Here is an 18,450-nt window from a genome sequence, read left to right on the forward strand (position 1 = left end):
TACGCTAAGCATTATGCTTTTTGTGATGGTTTTATCAATCATTAACGATGAAACTTATTTTTAACACAATCAAACTAGACAGTCTAGTTTGATTTGGTTAGTCTAAAAAAAGAACATAACTGAGTACCGCATAGGAACAGTACGTATGTATAAATTGATGAAGGGAAGCGCTGTGGCAGTGGCGTTGTCGGCTTTTCTTGTTGGATGTGGCGAAAAGGAACAAGCCCAAGATTCGGTTGATTCAACCGCTGAAGCGGCTTCGAGCGTCCAAACCATTTTAACTGTAGAAACGATGGCCTTGGCGCTGTCTTCCTCTTATGCAGTGCAGCGTGAATATGTGGGTGTGGTTAAGGCGGGTCAGCAGGCCAATTTAGGTTTCGAGTTGGCCGGAAAAGTAAATGCGATTTTAGTGGATGTCGGTGACACAGTAACCGAAGGACAACCCCTGATTCGATTAGACACTCAACTGCTGCAGACTGAATCTAGCCAATTGAAAGCACAAGCCGAAGAAGTGAAAGCTCAACTGAGTCTTGTGGCCGCGAACTTAAAGCGTCAGCGCTCATTGAAAGCAAAGGGCTTCAGTGCTGAGGCGGAAATTGATTCGTTAACCAGTGAGCAGCGCGTGTTGCAGGCGAACTTACTGCGTATTGATGCTTCGGTAAAAGGCAATGAATTGAAGTTGGTTAAGTCGACGGTTCGTGCGCCTTATTCAGGCACTATCGCAACGCGTTTTGTGTCGTTGGGTGATGTGGTGAATGTCGGTAATCCTACTCTGACGCTGCTTGCTTCAGAAGGCAAAGAAGCTTTTATCGGTATTCCAGCTCATCAAATGCAAAAAGTGACCTCGCTTTCTAAGCCAAGTATTCGTGTCGGGCGAGATGATTTCGCAGTGACGCTGCTGAATCCGGGCGCAATGGTGGACACGCAATCCCGCAGTGTCGGTTTACGTTACCTTTTCCCTGAGCAAGCGTCTGTTTTAGAGGGTCAACTTGCTTACCTTAAGTTTGACGAGCAAATCGATGACCAAGGTTATTGGGTGCCGTTAACCGGTTTAATTGATGGATTACGTGGTGTGTGGAACATCTTCGTGGTGGGAGAAGACAATAAAGTAGAGCGCCGAAGTGTTCAGGTTCTGTTTGCTAATAACCAACAAGCGTATGTCAGCGGTGCCATTACCGAAGGCGAGCAGGTGATCGCGAGTGGTCTACATCGCTTGGTTCCAGGTCAAACCGTGAAGCCAGCCAGCGTTACTGCTGAATAGGAAATAGTATGAAAATCATAGAGACTATTTCCAACACTCGACTGCTTATCTTAATGACGGCACTGCTCATGGTGAGTGGTATTTCTGCGTTCATGACGTTGCCGCGTGCAGAAGATCCGGTGATCATCAACCGTTACGCGAACATTACCACCAGTTTCCCCGGTGCCAGTGCCGAACGAGTTGAAACCTTAGTTACTGAGGTGATCGAGAATAAGCTGCGTGAGCTGAGTGAAGTTAAACTGGTGAGCTCAACCTCAAGGCCGGGCGTGTCGATTGTCACGTTAGAACTTAATGACACCATCACCGAGCCAGAGCCGGTTTGGTCTCAAGCGCGTGACAAACTGTCTGACATCGAATCCATTTTACCTTCGGGTTCTCATTCTCCCGATCTCGACAGTGACCACACCTACGCTTTTACCACGATTACTGCGCTGACTTGGTCTGGTGCCGGTGAGCCTGACCGATTAACGCTTGGTCGCTATGCCAAAGAGTTAGCCAAACGATTAAGAACCTTGTCGGGCACTGAATTCGTTGATGAATATGGGATGCCGCAAGAAGAGATTCAAATCAGCTTGCGCACCGCCGATGCCGCAGCGCTCGGTCGTTCCAGTGCCAATATTGCGGAATCTTTGGAGGGGGCAGACGCTAAGAACTCGGCAGGTGAATTGGTCAGTGCCTATTCTCGTTTCGGCTTAGAAATCCAGTCTGAACTGGATTCCATTGAACGTATTAAACAAGTACCAATCGCGACTGATAGCAATGGTCATATCATCCGAATGGAAGACATTGCCTCGGTGAAGCGGGGTGAGAAAACCCCACAAGATCAGATTGCCATTATTGATGGTGAGCCGGGTGTGATTGTCGCAGCAAGAATGCACCCTGATCTCCGAGTCGATAACTGGACATCACGAGCCAACGCACTGATTGAGAAATTCCAACAGGAGCTGCCCAGCAATATCGATATCACTGTGTTGTTCAACCAGCAAGGTTATACCGAAACCCGCTTAGACGATTTAGGTAAGAGCTTGATGATCGGTTTTGGGCTTATCTTGATCGTATTGTTCGTGACCTTGGGTGTGCGTGCTGCAATATTGGTGGCGATTTCGTTGCCATTAACTTCACTGCTTACGTTGTCGATCATGAAAATGACGGGCGTGCCAATCAACCAGATGTCGGTGACGGGCTTAATCGTAGCGCTCGGGATCATGGTGGATAACGCGGTGGTGATGGTCGATACCATTCAAGCTTACCGCCTGAAAGGACAACAACGAGCAGAAGCAACCATGAATGCGTTGAAACATTTATGGGTGCCGTTACTGGGGTCGACATTGACCACGGTATTGGCGTTTGCACCAATCATTCTAATGCCGGGTGCATCGGGTGAATTTGTGGGTGGCATTGCGATTACTGTGTCTTTCTCATTGATCGGTTCTTATATTATCTCGCACACCTTAATCGCAGGCTTGGCGACCAAGCTATTGCCGAAACAACTCAGCGACGTTGATAAGAAAGGGCAGCACCATTGGTATATGACGGGCTTAAGAATTCCTGCTTTAACACGTTGGTTTTCATCTTCTGTCCGCTTTGGTGTCACGCATCCAATCATCACTATTGCTTTGGTGTTGTTGGTTCCGTTTACTGGCTACTGGAGTATGTCTCAGCTGACTGAGCAATTCTTCCCGCCATCAGACCGAGACATGTTTGAGATTCAGGTTTACATGCCGCCTCAAGCTAGCATTTACGCCACTAAAAACACCTCTGAAAAAATCGACGACATCATTCATCGCTATCCAGAAGTGGAACGTATCGATTGGCTGGTGGGCGCTAACTTCCCATCTTTCTATTACAACTTGCAGGCAAGGCAAAACAACGCGCCGTACTTCTCGCAAGCTATGGTGAAAACAGAGAACTTTGACCAAGCCAATGCGCTAATTCCTGAGCTGCAAAAGGTGTTGGATAATGAGGTGCCGGAAGCACAAATCTTGGTACGAAAGCTTAACCAAGGGCCTCCATTTACGGCGCCAGTGGAGCTGCGTGTTTATGGTGAAAACCTCGATACACTGAAAATGATTGGTGAAGATGTTCGCCTGATTCTGGCGGGTGTTCCTCATGTGACTCACACAAGAGAAACATTGCAGCCGGGTACGCCTAAGGTGTGGTTGAAGGTTGATGAAGACACCGCAAAGCTCAACGGTATTTCATTGAACCAGTTCGCAGGTATGCTGCAAACCACGCTGACAGGTCGTGAAAGCGGTTCGGTAATTGAGGGCAGTGAATCGGTGCCGATTCGTGTTCGTGTTGCGGATGATGCGCGTGAAAACTTAGCGCATCTGAGTAATATCCGTTTGCCGATCAGTTCTGATGTCTATTCCACAGGGATTAATGTTTCGACTCTGGCTGAGCTTGAACTGACCACCAGTCGTGGTGCGATTACTCGTCGTAACGGGCAGCGTGTGAATACCATCGAGGGTTACATTGAAGCAGGGGTCTTGCCTCAAACCGTCCTTAATGAGTTCCAAAAACGACTTGAAAGCTATGAGATGCCATCAGGTTACACGATTGGTTTTGGTGGCGAATCGGCTGAACGAGACAATTCAGTCAACAGTCTGATTTCGAATGTCGCAGTCGTGGTGGTATTGATGGTGTTGGTGGTGGTGATGTCGTTCAACTCATTCCGAATGAGTAGCATCATCTTCATGGTAGCAGGATTGGCAGGTGGATTAGGGTTGCTGTCGGTGTGGATCTTCGGTTATCCATTTGGTTTTACCGTTATCATCGCCATGCTCGGGATCGCGGGCTTAGCGATTAACGCCGCCATTGTGATTCTGACGGAATTGAAACTCGATGAACAAGCTTCATCAGGCAATGTGGATGCGGTGGTAGAAGCTGTGATGTCGTGTACTCGTCATATCAGCTCGACAACGATCACGACTGTTGGCGGCTTTATGCCACTGATCATTGCTGGTGGTGGTTTCTGGCCTCCGTTCGCGGTCGCGATTGTTGGCGGTACCGTATTAACCACACTTATCTCGTTCTACTTTGTACCAGTGGTTTATCACTTGATGACTAAAAATCAGCGCAAGAAAGTCGTGACTCCAACAGCCTAATCTCTCTTAATGACTATTACTCCTCTCCCTTGAGGGGAGTAATACCCGCTTAAAACATATCTTAATACCCCAAAAATCGGCTTTTTATCTTCATCTTTGGCCGTTTTCTGCTGCTCATAACTGACATGATTATCATGAAAACCAACGTGTCATTCGAATATCTAATGGGTTGTTGTCTCTAGTGATGTCTTTTGTAAATACCTTTGAAATCGTATGTGAATTCATAAACTTGATAGCTGTCACACTTTGTTTAATTCGCTCTTTCTAATGTAATCCAACATTGTTGTTTCTACTGCTTGTTTACTTTTCTCTCTCCCGTTTCCCCTTAATCCTTTTGCCCACATGGCTCGACTCATGTGGCACGCCTATATCGTGCGTCTGAATTGCATCAATTTTCCATATCTCACTTTCATAACTGGAAGGTTAGTTTCCAAGTTTGCTTGGTGAGCTTTCAATTTCAACTCCTCATAATGCGCCAAATGTAACAATGTATTTCAAAGTGTAACAATTAAGTCATATTTTTTGTGTGGTTTTAACCGTGCGGCAATGTTTCGGCTGCGTAGTGTTGTCGTTTTAATTCGGCAGTTTTAACTGTGCTGAGATGGACTTAATTCAGTTTCGCTTTGAGATGCGTCGTTTCACATGCTCAACACATAAATATTCTAATGACCATGACAACCAGTACTCGGGCGTTCGTTCTGAGGCTGGATAACCATCGAGAAAGTTAATGGAAGCTTCAAGATATAAACGCATTTTATCGAGAGCAAATCTGTCGAGGATTGGTTTGGTGGGAACCGTCCTGATGCTCGAAGGATGTAACTCCGCATTGCTCGACCCAAAAGGTAGCGTTGGCGTTCAGGAAAAGGAGCTGATTATTACGGCTCTGTTGCTGATGCTGATTGTCGTCATCCCCGTGATTTTGATGACCATCTACTTTGCCTATAGATACCGCGAAAGTAATACCACAGAAGAGTATGCACCTGACTGGGCGCACTCAACCAAGATCGAAGTGGTGGTATGGACGATTCCAATCATCATCATCGCGATTCTGGCCACCATCACTTGGCGAACAACACACGAACTGGAGCCCTCCAAACCTCTGGAAAGTGATGTGCAACCTATGGTGATCGAAGTGGTCTCTTTGGACTGGAAATGGCTGTTCATCTATCCGGAGCAAAATATTGCGACGGTTAACTATGTTGCGTTCCCGAAAGATGTACCGGTGACGTTTAAGTTGACTTCAGACAACATCATGAACGCGTTCTTTATTCCGCGTCTTGGTTCGCAGATCTACGCGATGCCGGGAATGGTGACCAAGTTGAACTTGATTGCTAATCATGAAGGTGACTTCAAAGGTTTTGCATCGAACTACAGTGGTAAAGGGTTCTCTCAAATGAAATTCACCGCATCAGCCATGGCTGATCAAGTGGCGTTTCTAAACTGGGTGGAAAAAGTGAAAGCTAGCCCAGACCGTATTGAAGATTGGGAGCAGTTCCGTTTATTGGCTGCGCCAAGTATCGCTGAGCCTGTGACTCTGTTCTCCAGTATCCCACCATTTTTATTCACTGATGTCGTGACCCAGCACCCTGGTTCAATGAACTGTTTGCCGGAAACCCAAGGATAATCGTCATGTTTGGAAGATTAACTCTAGACTCAATTCCCTACCACGAACCCATTATTTTGTTCACGTTAACCATGATCGCTTTAGTGGGTGGTTTAGTGGTGTATGCGGTAACAAAAGCCGGTAAGTGGCAATACCTTTGGAATGAATGGTTTACTTCTGTAGACCACAAAAAATTGGGCTTCATGTACATTGCGGTCGCGATGGTGATGTTAGTTCGTGGCTTTGCCGATGCCGTCATGATGCGTAGTCAGCAATTGCTTTCTGCAGCGGGTGAGACCGGCTACTTACCGCCACATCACTATGACCAGATCTTCACGGCTCACGGCGTGATCATGATTTTCTTCGTCGCGATGCCTTTGGTTATCGGTTTGATGAACATCATTGTGCCGCTGCAAATTGGTGCTCGTGATGTTGCGTTCCCTTATCTGAATAACCTGAGCTTCTGGCTGTTTGTGGTGGGTATCATCCTAACCAACATGTCACTGGGCTTAGGTGAATTTGGCCGTACGGGTTGGTTGGCGTATCCGCCGCTTTCTGGCATTGAGGCCAGCCCGGGAGTCGGGGTCGATTATTGGATATGGGCGCTGCAAATATCCGGTGTGGGTACCACATTAACGGGTGTGAACTTCTTCGCGACTATTTTGCGCATGCGTACTCCGTCTATGCCAATGATGAAGATGCCAGTATTCACGTGGGCGTCTCTGTGTGCCAACATCCTGATCATCATCTCTTTCCCAATCCTAACGGTCACCATCGCGCTACTGACTTTGGATAGATACATCGGCACGCACTTCTTCACCAATGACCTTGGTGGCAACGTGATGATGTATGTGAACCTGATTTGGGCATGGGGACACCCTGAAGTGTACATCCTGATCTTGCCTATCTTCGGTGTGTTCTCTGAAGTGACTGCAACCTTCTCTCGTAAAAAACTGTTTGGTTATACCTCGCTGGTATGGGCGACGGTAGCGATCACTATTTTAGCGTTTGTGGTTTGGCTACATCACTTCTTTACCATGGGTTCTGGCGCCAATGTGAATGCCTTCTTCGGCATCGCGACCATGATTATCTCTATCCCAACCGGGGTTAAGATCTTCAACTGGCTATTCACCATGTACAAAGGACGCATCCGCTTTACCACGCCAATGATGTGGACGGTCGGTTTCCTAATCACCTTTACCGTTGGTGGTATGACGGGCGTGTTGATGGCGGTACCGGGCGCAGATTTCATTCTGCATAACTCGGTATTCCTGATTGCGCACTTCCACAACGTAATCATTGGTGGCGTTGTCTTCGGTTGTTTTGCTGCGATTGGTTACTGGTTCCCGAAAGCGACCGGTTTCACTCTGAACGAGCTTTGGGGCAAACGCGCATTCTACTGCTGGATCATCGGTTTCTTGATGGCGTTCTTGCCGCTTTACGCTCTGGGCTTTATGGGCATGACGCGTCGTTTGAGCCAAGACATCAACCCTGAGTTCTTCCCTCTACTGGCGGTTGCGGCTGCAGGTACAGGCGTAATTGCGATGGGTGTGGTGTGTCAGTTCGTTCAGATTTACGTGAGTGTTCGTGACCGCGACCAAAACCGAGATCTAACCGGTGACCCGTGGGGCGGACGCACATTCGAATGGGCAACGTCTTCACCACCGCCGTTCTACAACTTTGCAAAACTGCCTAAGGGCGATGAGATCGATTCGTTCTGGTATCAAAAGCAAAGTGGTGAGTTTGACCCGACTCAGGAAGAAGAATACGAACGTATTCACATGCCGAAGAACACACCGACAGGTATTTATGTGTCTGCATGGGCGTTGGCATTTGGCTTCGCAATGATCTGGTACATCTGGTGGCTAGCAGCTGCAAGCTTAGTGGGTATCGTGGTGACGTGTATTCAACACAGCTACAACGACGATGTGGACTACTACGTGGAAGTTGAAGAGATCAAAGCGATTGAAGCGGCTCGACGTGCACAGCTTGAAGAAGCGAAGAAACAGTCAGTGAAAGGCGACAACTCTGGTCGTGGTAACAGCGCTGACGGTGACAGTGATAACAACAATAAAGATGACTTGGAGACGACGTATGCAAGCTAATACTCCGTCACACACTTATGATCTTGCACACTCGCATGATCATCACCACGAAGCTGCGGGCAACAAGCTGTTTGGCTTCTGGGTTTACTTGATGAGTGACTGTGTCCTGTTTGCCACGCTTTTCGCGACTTATGCCGTGCTTGAGAGTGGATCAATTGCAGGGCCGACAGGCAAAGACATCTTTGAACTGCCGTTCGTGTTTGTCGAAACCATGATGCTGTTGTTCAGTAGTATCACCTTTGGCTTTGGCATGATTGCAATGAAGCGTAAAGACGTTACCGGACTTAAGCGATGGATAAAAGTCACTTTCGTATTGGGTTTAGCCTTTATCTGTATGGAAGTGTATGAGTTCCATCACTTGATTGCAGAAGGCTATGGCCCTCAAGAAAGCGCATTCCTTTCTGCGTTCTTTACCTTGGTTGGCACACACGGTTTGCACGTAACGTTCGGTCTGATTTGGATGGCGGTGGCGTATCACCAGCTTTCAACCAAAGGCTTGAACGATAACATGTCGATGCGTTTCCAGTGCTTAAGCCTGTTCTGGCATTTCCTTGATATCGTTTGGATTTGCGTATTTACCATCGTGTACTTAATGGGGGTGATGTAATGGAACAGCATCTAGACAGCGGTGCAACGGATTATGTGAAAGGCTTTATCGCGTCACTAATTCTGACCATTATTCCGTTCTACATTGTGTGGTCACATGCGCTACCAAGCACGGAAACTTACGTGATCTTGTTCGGTTGTGCGCTGGTGCAAATCTTTGTGCACTTTAAGTACTTCTTACATATGGAAGCGAAATCTTCCGATGGGCGTTGGAACTTGGTGTCACTGATGTTTACTGCCATTGTTGTATTGATTCTTATCGCTGGCTCGGTATGGATCATCTACAACATGAACGTCAACATGAAGTTGTAGGCTAGGGTATGCTGAAAAGTTATTTGTCTATTACCAAACCGGGCATCATTTTCGGCAACCTGATTTCTGTTGCGGCGGGGTTCTTCCTCGCTGCAAAAACAGAACCAGCCAGTGCGATGTTGTTACTGACAACGTTAGCGGGTGTAGGGCTTGTGATTGCATCAGGTTGTGTGGTGAACAACATCTTTGACCGAGATATTGACCAGAAAATGAAACGTACCCAGAACCGTGAATTGGTTCAGGGTAACATCAACACAGACGTGGCATTTATCTATGCGTTAGTCATGTTGTTGGCAGGCACGGCGTTGCTGTTTCAATTCGTTAATCCGATGTCTGCGGTTGTGGTGTTGCTTGGCTATGTGTTTTACGTCTTTTTCTACACCATGTGGTACAAGCGTAATTCCGTTTATGGCACCTTAGTCGGCAGTATTTCTGGCGCGGTACCGCCACTGGTTGGCTACCTTGGTGTCACGAACTACCTGAGCTTAGAAGCCGTTCTATTGTTCATCATGTTCTGTTTATGGCAGATGCCACACTCGTATGCGATTGCGATGTTCCGTATTCAAGATTACCGCGATGCAGGCATTCCTGTGTTACCGGTCAAAGAGGGTGTCGACAAAGCACATCAGCACATGAAAGCGTATGTCGTAGCGTTTGGCGCCGTTGCTCTGGGGCTATTTTTGCTCGGAGAAGCGGGTTATGAATACCTAGCGGTGTCGGCGGCCGTTTGCTTTATGTGGACCAAAGTGACGTTCCGAAAAGTCGATTGCCTCAACTACATTCAGTGGTCAAAGACCGTGTTTAAGGTGTCCCTGCTGGTGGTAATGAGCATCAGTGGTGTGCTGGGACTGGAGTTGATTCCACTGCCTTTTTCGTAAGGTTGGAACAAGATTAACCTATCAAGCAGTTCGCACCAATAATATAAATACCCCGACGAGCGGGGTATTTTTGTTTGTCTTCTATTCAACTCTTACGTGTAGCTTGTTTACCAAGCGCCTAGGTAAGACTTGTACGATTGTAGACGAACGGTTGCTGCGCCAATCACGTCAATGAAGCCCCAGAATGGATGCGGCTTTTCTGCTGAAATCCAAGCCGAACCCGCTGCGCCGATCGGGATGTTGTAACCTTCTGGTTCAAATATCTCGAGTACGATAGTACGGCCTAAGCCATTGCCATTTTGCACTACGTGTTGGCCAACGCTTTGTGGTCCTTGAAGTGGCGAAATACTTGCTTCACCTGTACCCGCGGTAAAACTGTGTACCTTTGCTCGGAACACGTGGCCCGGATAAGCGTCTACAAAAAACTCAGCGAAATCGCCCACCTGGACATAGCCATACGTTTGGTCTGAAATACGCATCTCTAAGAACTTTTTGCTGGTGTTGTAAAGGTGCATGTTGCCCATGACAGAACCTTCCGCAATGTTCACGATAGAGACTTGGCCATCAAATTCAGCTCGGATGGTTTTTTTCTCTTGTGCCCAGTTAACTTTCTGCAAGTCGGCTTCTAATGAGGTCAGCTCAGCGTGCATGACACGCAGGTCTGAGTTGTATTTTTCAACGTCACGCATGTTGAAGATCTCTGGCGATGTTTCTGCGCGGTCTAAGTCGCGAGTCATCTGTTTGATTTCTTCTTCTTTCTGCACGATAGAAGATTCGATCTTCGCTTTGTCTGCGGCAGAATCGATATCAACGAGTGTGTAGATGATGTCGCCTTCTTTCACCATTTGGTTGTGGTCGACAAACACTTTATCGATCTGTTGACCAAAGATTGGAGACATCACTGCATGTGGTGCTTTCACTGTCGATGAGTTGGTCATATCAACCGGTGCCCACAGGCGAGATACGATAGCCAATAATCCAAGAATCACAGCACCGCCAATGGCAGCCCAAGTGTAGTTCTTAATCGTCTTCTTTAATGCGCCAGTCGCAAATAGGGACCATACAATCAGAATGTATGGAATCATCATCTCTTTCATTATGCGGCCTCGTGTTTGGTTGGTGCCTGCTCAGACGTTGCTTTTTCTGTCGCTTGTGTGTCGATTGCTGTTTGTTCGTCAGTGACATTTTGTTCATCACTTGCCTTGGACGAACCTTTAGTTTTTACAGCCTCATTACTAGAAGGCTCATTTTCGGAAGACTTAGGTTGAATACCACGACGAATCACGTCGCTGATCGACTGACCAATGTGTTTCCAGTTAGCAAGGGCGATAACCAAAGCGATAACCCAGAAGGTTTTGCTAATGAATAGGCCACAAAGAGAGAGTGCGAAGACGATTTGAACGTGTGCACTTTTATGTTCTTTTGCTTTATGAACACCCAACTCATGGACTTGCCACATGCCATATATCGCAGCAAGAACAACAGCGAGCGTTACTGAGAATAGGTAGCCAGAGAAGAACTCGGTTTGAAAGAAGTTCATCATCATTTCGTTCGGGTGGTTATTGAACTGAGAAAGATCGATGTCTTTGGAGTGGATTTTACCCATTGGAGCCAGTGCCCACGCACCCGCTAGCATGAGTGCCATAAATAGACAGAATTTGATGAGAACCATCGCGACGGCCCCAACTTTCTGCAGAACAATTTTAAGAAATTTCATATCTCAACCTAAATAAGGAGAGAGAAATTGCAGCCTTGGTACAAGACTTTTAGATGACATCTGAAAGAGGTGTTGAACTCACGTAACCGTATAGACCTACGGAGTCAAAAGTACTAGATGACAATTAAAAATCGCTTTGACCACGTAGACAACGCATTCTCGCGAATAGAGTGTTAAAAACACCTGGCGAAATCATTCTTAAGTAACGTCTACCATTGATAGGTTCGTTTGCTGCATTGGGTTTTAAGGCCGTCGTCCGTGATGTGTGCAACACCATCATCTACACATTTTTAGGTTTTCTGTTTAGGTTAAGAATTGATTTGTTGGCGAAATAATAGGAAGTGTAACTGGTGCTATCTACGCATTATTGCGATATTGAATTATCGTAATTACGATGAATTGAGTGGTTGTTTAAAGGTGAGGTGGGTTTATTTGAACAGGCTCAAACTCGGCTTATAAAATATGTCTATTTAATTAGCCTGGATCATAGAAGTGGCTATAAAAGTATCAATAAGGCAGGTGAGAAATATTGAATACTCCGACCAGTCTAAGTGGGATTTTAATGGATTAAGCGTTACTGGCACAGCGAAGAGCGTTAGATTCCAACCTGGTGAATGTGGCAGCTATTCGAAAGAGTGAGTTGTTCTGCCATTTCTGCTCTTTACCATATGGTGCTTCCTTCTCAGTTTTGTTTCCTCAATGAGCATCTGTCGTTTCATTCTATCGGTTTTACGATAAGATAATTAAATCTATCGCCTAAATGAGCACTGAACCATGAGTAATGACATTCCGAATTTTAACTTATTGGCTGTGTTTTCTGCGGTGATGGAGCAGGGCAGTTTGAGTAAGGCTGCCGATCATTTAAATACCAATCAATCGACGATCAGCACTGCGCTCGGCCGACTGAAAAATGAAATTGGCCAAGAGTTGTTTGTACGTAGTGGGCGAGGGGTTGTGCCTACCGCGTATTCGCAAAGCCTGTATGAGCAAATCAAAGCGCCAATAAACGAGCTCAACGGCGTGTTTCAGGGTATGGCAGGGTTTGATGAAGCGAGCACGGAGCGCAGGTTTGTGGCTTCGGTTCCCGAGCATTTAAAGTGGATGTTGCTCGATCGATTTTCTCAGTTACCCAATCAAGGCTTGTCTCTTGAGGTGTATGATCAACCGGATAGTGATGATCAAGTCCATGAGGATCTATTAACTCAGAAGTTTGATTTGATGATCGACATTGTGTTGCCTGAGCATCCAAGCATGATGAGCGAAAAGCTCTACGACAGTGAGTTTGTGATCGTTTGCCGAAATGGACATCCTAGGATCAAAGGTGAGATCACCGAGGCGCAATATCTGAGTGAGCAACATGCGGTTTTGGCCAGAACACGTCGCCAAGTAAGAAGTTTGACTCACTATACTTCGTTAGACTTATCCTCGCGTAAGATTGTAATCCACGGCAGCTCTATGGCCAGTAATCTCATGCTGTGTAGCCAGACTGATTACATCACAGTTGCTCCGCTTTCTATGGCGATCCAGTTTCAGGAGCGTCTTGGTTTGCAGTTGTTCAAACCGCCTTTCGATTACCAACCTATCTCTCATTATCTTATCTGGTTGAAAAAGCAGAACACCGACCCGGCACATAAGTGGTTCAGAGAGCAGATCATTAATACGACTAATGACATGTCTAAATCGCTAAACAGTTGGCGCTCCGCTTTCTGATTGTCGCCCTATTTTTGTTTGCCAAATATCTCCATAACAAACCATCTGTATCAGGCACGTCATAACAAAAAATTATCACAATGAGAATTTATGATAATTTCATTTATTTGCTGTCGAATCGTATATTAACCCTAACAAAGAAGTGGATAACCTCCGCTCACGATTATATCGGCTCAGGTTGCTGGGCTTAAAAAGGGTGAAATATGAAATTCCTACACACAATGATCCGAGTTGCTGATTTAGAAAAGTCTATTGAGTTCTACACCAAAGTTTTGGGTATGAAAGAACTTGAGCGCCACGTAAATAACGATTACCGCTACACATTGGTTTTTGTTGGTTACGAGCAAGGTGGCACAACCATCGAGCTGACTTACAACTGGGATACCAACGAATACGAAATGGGCAATGCATTTGGCCATTTGGCATTGGGTGTAGAAGATATTTACGCGGCATGTGACAAGATTAAATCGTTGGGTGGCAATGTGACTCGTGAAGCGGGTCCTGTAAAAGGTGGTTCAACACACATCGCTTTTATCACTGACCCAGACGGCTACCAAATCGAACTGATTCAACTAGGTTAATCGAGGAAATGACAATGACAAACGCACTATTTCAACCAATTCAACTTGGTAATATCGAACTAAAAAACCGTATTGTTATGCCTCCGATGACTCGCTCTCGTGCAACGCAACCTGGTAACTCAGCAAACGAAATGATGGCGGCTTACTACGCTCAACGCGCTTCTGCGGGTTTGATTGTCGCAGAAGGCACACAGATTTCTCCATTGGGTCAGGGTTACGCTTGGACACCGGGTATCTACTCTGACGAGCAAATTGCTGGTTGGAAAAAAGTAACCGATGCCGTACATGAAAAAGGCGGCGTTATTTTTGCTCAGCTTTGGCATGTAGGTCGTGTAACTCACCCAGATAACATCGATGGTGAACAGCCAATTTCGTCTTCAGCTATCAAAGCGGAAAACGTGAAAGTCTTCATCGATAACGGCACTGATGAACCGGGGTTTGTTGACGTGGTTGAACCTCGTGAAATGACCAAAGAAGACATCAAAGAAGTGGTTGAGCAATATCGCCAAGCAGCCCTTAATGCAATCGAAGCAGGCTTTGATGGCATTGAGCTTCACGCAGCAAATGGCTACTTGATTAACCAATTTATTGATTCTGAAGCAAACAACCGTACCGATGAATACGGTGGTTCAATTGAAAACCGCCTGCGTTTCTTAGGTGAAGTGGTTGAAGCTATGGTTGAAGAGATTGGTGCTGACCGTGTTGGTGTTCGTCTTGCTCCGTTTACTTCGCTAAATGGCACAGTTGACGCGACGCCAGTTGAAACTTACACAGCGGCAGCCGCGTACCTAAACCTATACAAGATCGTTTACCTGCACATCGCAGAAGTAGACTGGGACGATGCGCCTGAAACGCCAAAAGCGTTCAAAACTGCGGTTCGTGAAGCTTTTAAAGGAGTACTGATTTACGCAGGTAAATACGACAGTGAGCGTGGCGAACAAGCGGTCGCAGAAGGCGTGACAGATATGGTTGGCTTTGGTCGTCCATTCGTAGCAAACCCAGACCTACCAGCTCGTATTCAAAATGGTTTCCCTCTAGCTCCGCACGATCCAAACACGCTGTTTGGCGGTGCTGAAAAAGGCTTAACGGATTACCCAGAATACGCAGGCTAAAAACTGCTGTCTGAAACAGAGTATTAAGATAGTATCTTGATCCTGTTAAGAGTTTATAAAAAGCAACCTTGCAGATTCGGGTTGCTTTTTGTTATTGGAACGAATAAAAATGATGAATGTAAAAGCGATGCGTGGCGAGCTTTACCTCTTGTGTGCCACTTTACTGGCGGGGGTAGGATGGATTGCATCTAAGCTGGTGGTCATGGAAATGCCGGGACCTGTGTTCATTGGTGTACGTTTTGTTGTCGCGAGCCTGATTCTACTGCCATTCTGTATTCATCATATTCGCAAGCTGTCATTTAAGCAGATCCTGTCATTGTGTGGTGTCGGTTTACTCTTGTCTGCTTCACTTCAGGTGTGGGTGTTTGCTGTTTCGGTTACGGAGAGTTTGTCGGAAGGGGCTTTCATCATGAGTTTGGCGATGATCATTGCGCCGTTTGTCTCTTGGATTCTATTTCGAGTTAAGCCAAATCGTGCATTCTGGATGTCATTTCCTATCGCGATCCTCGGTATGTTACTGCTTACTCTCACCAACGGTTGGCACGTTGAGCAAAGCCAGATCTACTTCTTGTTAGCGTCGATGTTGCTCTCGATTCATTTTGTGATGAACAAACGTGTGATCACAAACATCAAGCCAATTGCTTCGATTTGTATTCAGCTTTTCGTAGTCGGAGTCAGTGGTTTGGCGTTTGCGTCTATGACGACACAGCCGGAATTTGAAATCACCAAAACGTTGGTGTTCTGGTTCATCGTGTCGGCGGTTGTTGCAACGTCTATTCGCTACCTATTACAAACGGTAGGCCAGCACTCAGTGAACATGGAAGTAGCGGCGCTTATCATGATTCTAGAGCCAGTATGGACACTATTACTTAGTGTGAGTATGTTGGGTGAAACGGTCGAGGTGCAAAAACTGATAGGTGGAGCGGTGATCATTGCTTCGCTGTTTTGCTACATCAAATGGTCGCGGAAAAAATAAACCCTCGTTTAGGGCGAGGGTCTTATTCAGTTTCTAAGTGGTTACTTTAGCGTGAGCTATTGAGCTATTGAGCTAGACAGCGGCGACCATTTTTTTAAGTAAACCGATCATCTGTTGCTGCTCTTGTGCATCAAGTGCTGCCATTAGCTCTTCATTCAACTTCACAGGGATGGGTATTAACACCTCTTCAAGTGCTTTACCTTTCTCTGTAAGGTAGATTCTAAAAGAGCGTCGGCTGTGTGGATCAGCTCTGCGCTCTACCAGTTCAAGCTTTTCCAATTTATCTAATGTTCGTGTTGTCGTTGAGTTTTCTACTTTCGACTTAGCGGCAATATCACGCTGGGTAACGCCTTCTTCTTCCCATAAACACATCAGGGTTGGCCACAATGCGATGCTTAAGCCGTGTTTCTTTAGCTCAAGATCGAAATCTTTGGTCGCTTTGTTGGCGATCACATTGATCATCCATCCAAAACTATTCTGTCTATCAAACTCTTCTGGCATTCGTTAGTCCCTAATTCTTATGACATAACAACTATTGCTATCGTAACTAATACCGACGCAATTAGCACCAATAATGCTTTTCTATTTGATGAAAAAGCCAATTGAGTGCCATTTCCGAAATGAGCGGTAGATAACGATTGATTTTGTTTGCCTGTGATCATAGCGAGCACTAAAGGCTTTGAGCGCAGTTTGTAGGCCAAGATAGCCAATAAATGCAGTGCTACAAAAGCGATTAACATATGTGCGGCAATAGCATGACCGGTGCCGAGTAGGTCAAAAACAGCGTCTGTGATGATGACTTCTGAGTACGGTAATGTGTCGAAGAATCCTGCTATCGCGAGGCCAGTGATGCACTGGACGAATAAGGTTGTAATCATCCCCACAACCATCCAAGCACCGAGAGGATTATGCCCCGGCTTAGGTTGAGCTCGGCCTCGTAAGTACAGCCAAGCAGATCGAGGTGAGCTCATAAATTGCGAAAAGCGGCTGGTATCACTACCAATCATTCCCCAGACCAAGCGCCAAAGAATCAAACTAAACAGTGCTAGCCCTAGATAAATGTGTGGGCCATTGCCACTAAAGCCTGATGCCGCTAGACCAATGAATAGTGTGGCTTGTAGCCAGTGGTACAGTCGAGTCGGTAGATCCCAAATTTTCATTGTTCAATTTCCTGCTTGTCATTTTTCAAAGTGAGGTTAATTTACACAACAATAGTTGCGTAAGCAACTATTGTTGTGTAAATTAAATGCATCTCATCGATTCCCGATTGAAAGATCAACAAATCAACCGACCAATGAACAGGAGTGACACTATGAAAAAACTGACTATCGCTTTACTTATCGCCGCGCCAGTAATGGCTATTGCTGCAACTGAAGCTGTGAATAATCGCCAACAGGCTTTCAGCTCAATTGAAAAACTCAATAAACAAGTGTCTTCAGAATTAGGAAACCGAAATACAGATTGGAAAAAGGTTGAGGAGTTAAGTGAAATGTTGGTGGAACATGGTGATGTCTTGAACGCGAGTTTTGCCGAAGCTGATACAGGAGGTAAGGCCAAGAAGGAGGTTTGGAGCAAGCCTGAGAAATTTAACCAACTGATGTTGCAGATGAATCAAGGCTTTGCAGAGGTTTACCAAGCGAGTGTTGAACAAGACTTGTTGAGTGCAGAGCGAGGGTTAACTTCTGCGAATAAGACGTGCAAAGGATGTCACCGTACTTATCGTTCTCGTTGGTAACGATTCTAACAACGAGCTTTGAATATAGGTGGTAAAGTCGACCCCTTACCACCATAGTCCTATCGCGCAGCCTTCTTTTCTTTGTGCAATCAATTCGAATGCACTAGGGGCGGGAAAGTACGTGAGTGAATTAGTCGCGAACAGTGACTTTAGTAATCACAATATCTTCGCAAGGTACATCTTCATGTCCCCAACGAATGGTCGTTGGCGCGGCTGCGATCTTGTTTACCACATCCATACCTGCCGATACTTTACCAAATACAGCGTAACCCCAGCCTGCGTTGGTTGTTGAGGTGTGATCGAGGAAATCGTTGTCATCAAGGTTGATGAAGAACTGTGCCGTTGCAGAATGTGGTGCATCAGTACGAGCCATCGCTACAGAGCCAATCACGTTCTTTAAGCCACGGTTTGCTTCGTTGACGATGGGTGCGCGAGTTGGTTTTTCTGTCATGTCGATAGTGTGCCCACCACCTTGAATCATGAAACCTTCAATAACACGGTGAAATGTCGTGCCTTCGTAGAAGCCATCTTGGCAGTATTTAAGGAAGTTTTTCGATGTTACTGGCGCTTTTTCAAGGTTCAGTTCAATTTCAATGTCGCCAAAGTTTGTGGTCAGAATGATCATAAAGGTCCCAATATTTGAGTGTTAATACTTTGAAGGCTACAGCACAGTGGTTAGCTTATTTGAGTGCAGTATATGAAAAATTGTGGAGGATGCCAGTTAACAATGCTTCCCAAGCGGATTTA

Annotated in this window: 17 protein-coding genes; 12 read left to right on the plus strand and 5 right to left on the minus strand. The window is 46.0% G+C overall.

The window, feature by feature from the left end:
- Positions 1–145 precede the first annotated feature (145 nt).
- The 7 genes from OC193_RS05315 to cyoE all read left to right on the plus strand — a co-directional run bounded on the left by OC193_RS05315 (position 146) and on the right by cyoE (position 9,872).
- Entirely contained in the window at positions 146–1,261 is a 1,116-nt protein-coding gene (locus OC193_RS05315) for an efflux RND transporter periplasmic adaptor subunit (protein ID WP_048664135.1), read from the plus strand.
- Between the two features lie 8 nt (positions 1,262–1,269).
- Positions 1,270–4,368: an efflux RND transporter permease subunit gene (locus OC193_RS05320; protein WP_048664133.1), complete on the plus strand. Its 3,099-nt coding sequence runs from the start codon at positions 1,270–1,272 to the stop codon at positions 4,366–4,368.
- Positions 4,369–5,095: 727 nt separating this feature from the next.
- Positions 5,096–5,992 carry a ubiquinol oxidase subunit II gene (cyoA, locus tag OC193_RS05325; protein WP_080967338.1) on the plus strand — a complete coding sequence of 299 codons (897 nt, stop codon included), beginning with the start codon at positions 5,096–5,098 and terminating at the stop codon, positions 5,990–5,992.
- Positions 5,993–5,997: 5 nt separating this feature from the next.
- Positions 5,998–8,076, plus strand: a complete 2,079-nt coding sequence (gene cyoB, locus OC193_RS05330) for a cytochrome o ubiquinol oxidase subunit I (protein ID WP_048664129.1) — start codon at positions 5,998–6,000, stop codon at positions 8,074–8,076.
- Positions 8,066–8,683, plus strand: coding sequence for a cytochrome o ubiquinol oxidase subunit III (cyoC, locus tag OC193_RS05335; protein WP_010439790.1), 618 nt, complete (start codon positions 8,066–8,068; stop codon positions 8,681–8,683). Before cyoB ends, cyoC begins: the two co-directional genes overlap by 11 nt.
- Positions 8,683–8,994, plus strand: a complete 312-nt coding sequence (cyoD, locus tag OC193_RS05340) for a cytochrome o ubiquinol oxidase subunit IV (RefSeq protein WP_010439794.1) — start codon at positions 8,683–8,685, stop codon at positions 8,992–8,994. The genes cyoC and cyoD overlap by 1 nt, the downstream gene beginning before the upstream one ends.
- An 8-nt stretch (positions 8,995–9,002) precedes the next feature.
- Positions 9,003–9,872 carry a heme o synthase gene (cyoE, locus tag OC193_RS05345; protein ID WP_048664128.1) on the plus strand — a complete coding sequence of 290 codons (870 nt, stop codon included), beginning with the start codon at positions 9,003–9,005 and terminating at the stop codon, positions 9,870–9,872.
- 107 nt (positions 9,873–9,979) lie between these two features.
- On the opposite strand, the gene OC193_RS05350 is transcribed toward cyoE, so the two are convergent.
- Positions 9,980–10,969 (minus strand): efflux RND transporter periplasmic adaptor subunit, encoded by a 990-nt coding sequence (locus tag OC193_RS05350; protein ID WP_048658256.1) that lies wholly within the window; start codon positions 10,967–10,969, stop codon positions 9,980–9,982.
- The gene (locus tag OC193_RS05355; RefSeq protein ID WP_048658257.1) at positions 10,969–11,589 is read right to left on the minus strand and encodes a hypothetical protein; all 621 of its coding nucleotides are present in this window, start codon (positions 11,587–11,589) and stop codon (positions 10,969–10,971) included. Before OC193_RS05355 ends, OC193_RS05350 begins: the two co-directional genes overlap by 1 nt.
- Positions 11,590–12,363: 774 nt before the next feature.
- Between OC193_RS05355 and OC193_RS05360 the strand changes: the two genes are divergently transcribed.
- From OC193_RS05360 to OC193_RS05375, 4 genes are all read left to right on the plus strand, one after another.
- Positions 12,364–13,299, plus strand: coding sequence for a LysR family transcriptional regulator (locus OC193_RS05360; RefSeq protein ID WP_048664126.1), 936 nt, complete (start codon positions 12,364–12,366; stop codon positions 13,297–13,299).
- 203 nt (positions 13,300–13,502) lie between these two features.
- Positions 13,503–13,880, plus strand: a complete 378-nt coding sequence (gene gloA / locus OC193_RS05365) for a lactoylglutathione lyase (protein WP_048664124.1) — start codon at positions 13,503–13,505, stop codon at positions 13,878–13,880.
- Between the two features lie 14 nt (positions 13,881–13,894).
- Complete coding sequence (locus OC193_RS05370) at positions 13,895–14,992, plus strand: alkene reductase (protein WP_048664122.1); 1,098 nt, start codon at positions 13,895–13,897, stop codon at positions 14,990–14,992.
- Between the two features lie 109 nt (positions 14,993–15,101).
- On the plus strand, positions 15,102–15,968 hold the full coding sequence (locus tag OC193_RS05375) for a DMT family transporter (protein WP_048664120.1): 867 nt from the start codon (positions 15,102–15,104) through the stop codon (positions 15,966–15,968).
- 72 nt (positions 15,969–16,040) lie between these two features.
- Here OC193_RS05375 and OC193_RS05380 read toward each other — a convergent pair whose 3' ends face one another.
- Both OC193_RS05380 and OC193_RS05385 read right to left on the minus strand, forming a co-directional pair.
- Complete coding sequence (locus OC193_RS05380; RefSeq protein WP_048664119.1) at positions 16,041–16,469, minus strand: MarR family winged helix-turn-helix transcriptional regulator; 429 nt, start codon at positions 16,467–16,469, stop codon at positions 16,041–16,043.
- Between the two features lie 17 nt (positions 16,470–16,486).
- On the minus strand, positions 16,487–17,128 hold the full coding sequence (locus tag OC193_RS05385; RefSeq protein ID WP_048664118.1) for a cytochrome b/b6 domain-containing protein: 642 nt from the start codon (positions 17,126–17,128) through the stop codon (positions 16,487–16,489).
- Between the two features lie 152 nt (positions 17,129–17,280).
- On the opposite strand from OC193_RS05385, the gene OC193_RS05390 reads away from it, so the two are divergent.
- Positions 17,281–17,703, plus strand: coding sequence for a c-type cytochrome (locus tag OC193_RS05390; protein WP_048658267.1), 423 nt, complete (start codon positions 17,281–17,283; stop codon positions 17,701–17,703).
- A gap of 130 nt (positions 17,704–17,833) precedes the next feature.
- Here OC193_RS05390 and OC193_RS05395 read toward each other — a convergent pair whose 3' ends face one another.
- Positions 17,834–18,328 (minus strand): peptidylprolyl isomerase, encoded by a 495-nt coding sequence (locus OC193_RS05395; protein WP_048658268.1) that lies wholly within the window; start codon positions 18,326–18,328, stop codon positions 17,834–17,836.
- Positions 18,329–18,450 lie beyond the last annotated feature (122 nt).

Source organism: Vibrio crassostreae, from assembly GCF_024347415.1.
GTDB classification, from domain to species: Bacteria; Pseudomonadota; Gammaproteobacteria; order Enterobacterales; family Vibrionaceae; genus Vibrio; species Vibrio crassostreae.

What these genes read in the sequence shown, in the direction of transcription:
- OC193_RS05370 (WP_048664122.1), top strand. Translation starts at nt 13,895, where the DNA reads ATGACAAACGCACTATTTCAACCAATTCAACTTGGTAATATCGAACTA.
- gloA (WP_048664124.1), top strand. Translation starts at nt 13,503, where the DNA reads ATGAAATTCCTACACACAATGATCCGAGTTGCTGATTTAGAAAAGTCT.
- OC193_RS05360 (WP_048664126.1), top strand. Translation starts at nt 12,364, where the DNA reads ATGAGTAATGACATTCCGAATTTTAACTTATTGGCTGTGTTTTCTGCG.
- cyoB (WP_048664129.1), top strand. Translation starts at nt 5,998, where the DNA reads ATGTTTGGAAGATTAACTCTAGACTCAATTCCCTACCACGAACCCATT.
- OC193_RS05320 (WP_048664133.1), top strand. Translation starts at nt 1,270, where the DNA reads ATGAAAATCATAGAGACTATTTCCAACACTCGACTGCTTATCTTAATG.
- cyoD (WP_010439794.1), top strand. Translation starts at nt 8,683, where the DNA reads ATGGAACAGCATCTAGACAGCGGTGCAACGGATTATGTGAAAGGCTTT.
- OC193_RS05315 (WP_048664135.1), top strand. Translation starts at nt 146, where the DNA reads ATGTATAAATTGATGAAGGGAAGCGCTGTGGCAGTGGCGTTGTCGGCT.
- cyoE (WP_048664128.1), top strand. Translation starts at nt 9,003, where the DNA reads ATGCTGAAAAGTTATTTGTCTATTACCAAACCGGGCATCATTTTCGGC.
- OC193_RS05375 (WP_048664120.1), top strand. Translation starts at nt 15,102, where the DNA reads ATGATGAATGTAAAAGCGATGCGTGGCGAGCTTTACCTCTTGTGTGCC.
- cyoA (WP_080967338.1), top strand. Translation starts at nt 5,096, where the DNA reads ATGGAAGCTTCAAGATATAAACGCATTTTATCGAGAGCAAATCTGTCG.
- OC193_RS05380 (WP_048664119.1), bottom strand. Translation starts at nt 16,469, where the DNA reads ATGCCAGAAGAGTTTGATAGACAGAATAGTTTTGGATGGATGATCAAT.
- OC193_RS05355 (WP_048658257.1), bottom strand. Translation starts at nt 11,589, where the DNA reads ATGAAATTTCTTAAAATTGTTCTGCAGAAAGTTGGGGCCGTCGCGATG.
- OC193_RS05390 (WP_048658267.1), top strand. Translation starts at nt 17,281, where the DNA reads ATGAAAAAACTGACTATCGCTTTACTTATCGCCGCGCCAGTAATGGCT.
- OC193_RS05385 (WP_048664118.1), bottom strand. Translation starts at nt 17,128, where the DNA reads ATGAAAATTTGGGATCTACCGACTCGACTGTACCACTGGCTACAAGCC.
- OC193_RS05395 (WP_048658268.1), bottom strand. Translation starts at nt 18,328, where the DNA reads ATGATCATTCTGACCACAAACTTTGGCGACATTGAAATTGAACTGAAC.
- OC193_RS05350 (WP_048658256.1), bottom strand. Translation starts at nt 10,969, where the DNA reads ATGAAAGAGATGATGATTCCATACATTCTGATTGTATGGTCCCTATTT.
- cyoC (WP_010439790.1), top strand. Translation starts at nt 8,066, where the DNA reads ATGCAAGCTAATACTCCGTCACACACTTATGATCTTGCACACTCGCAT.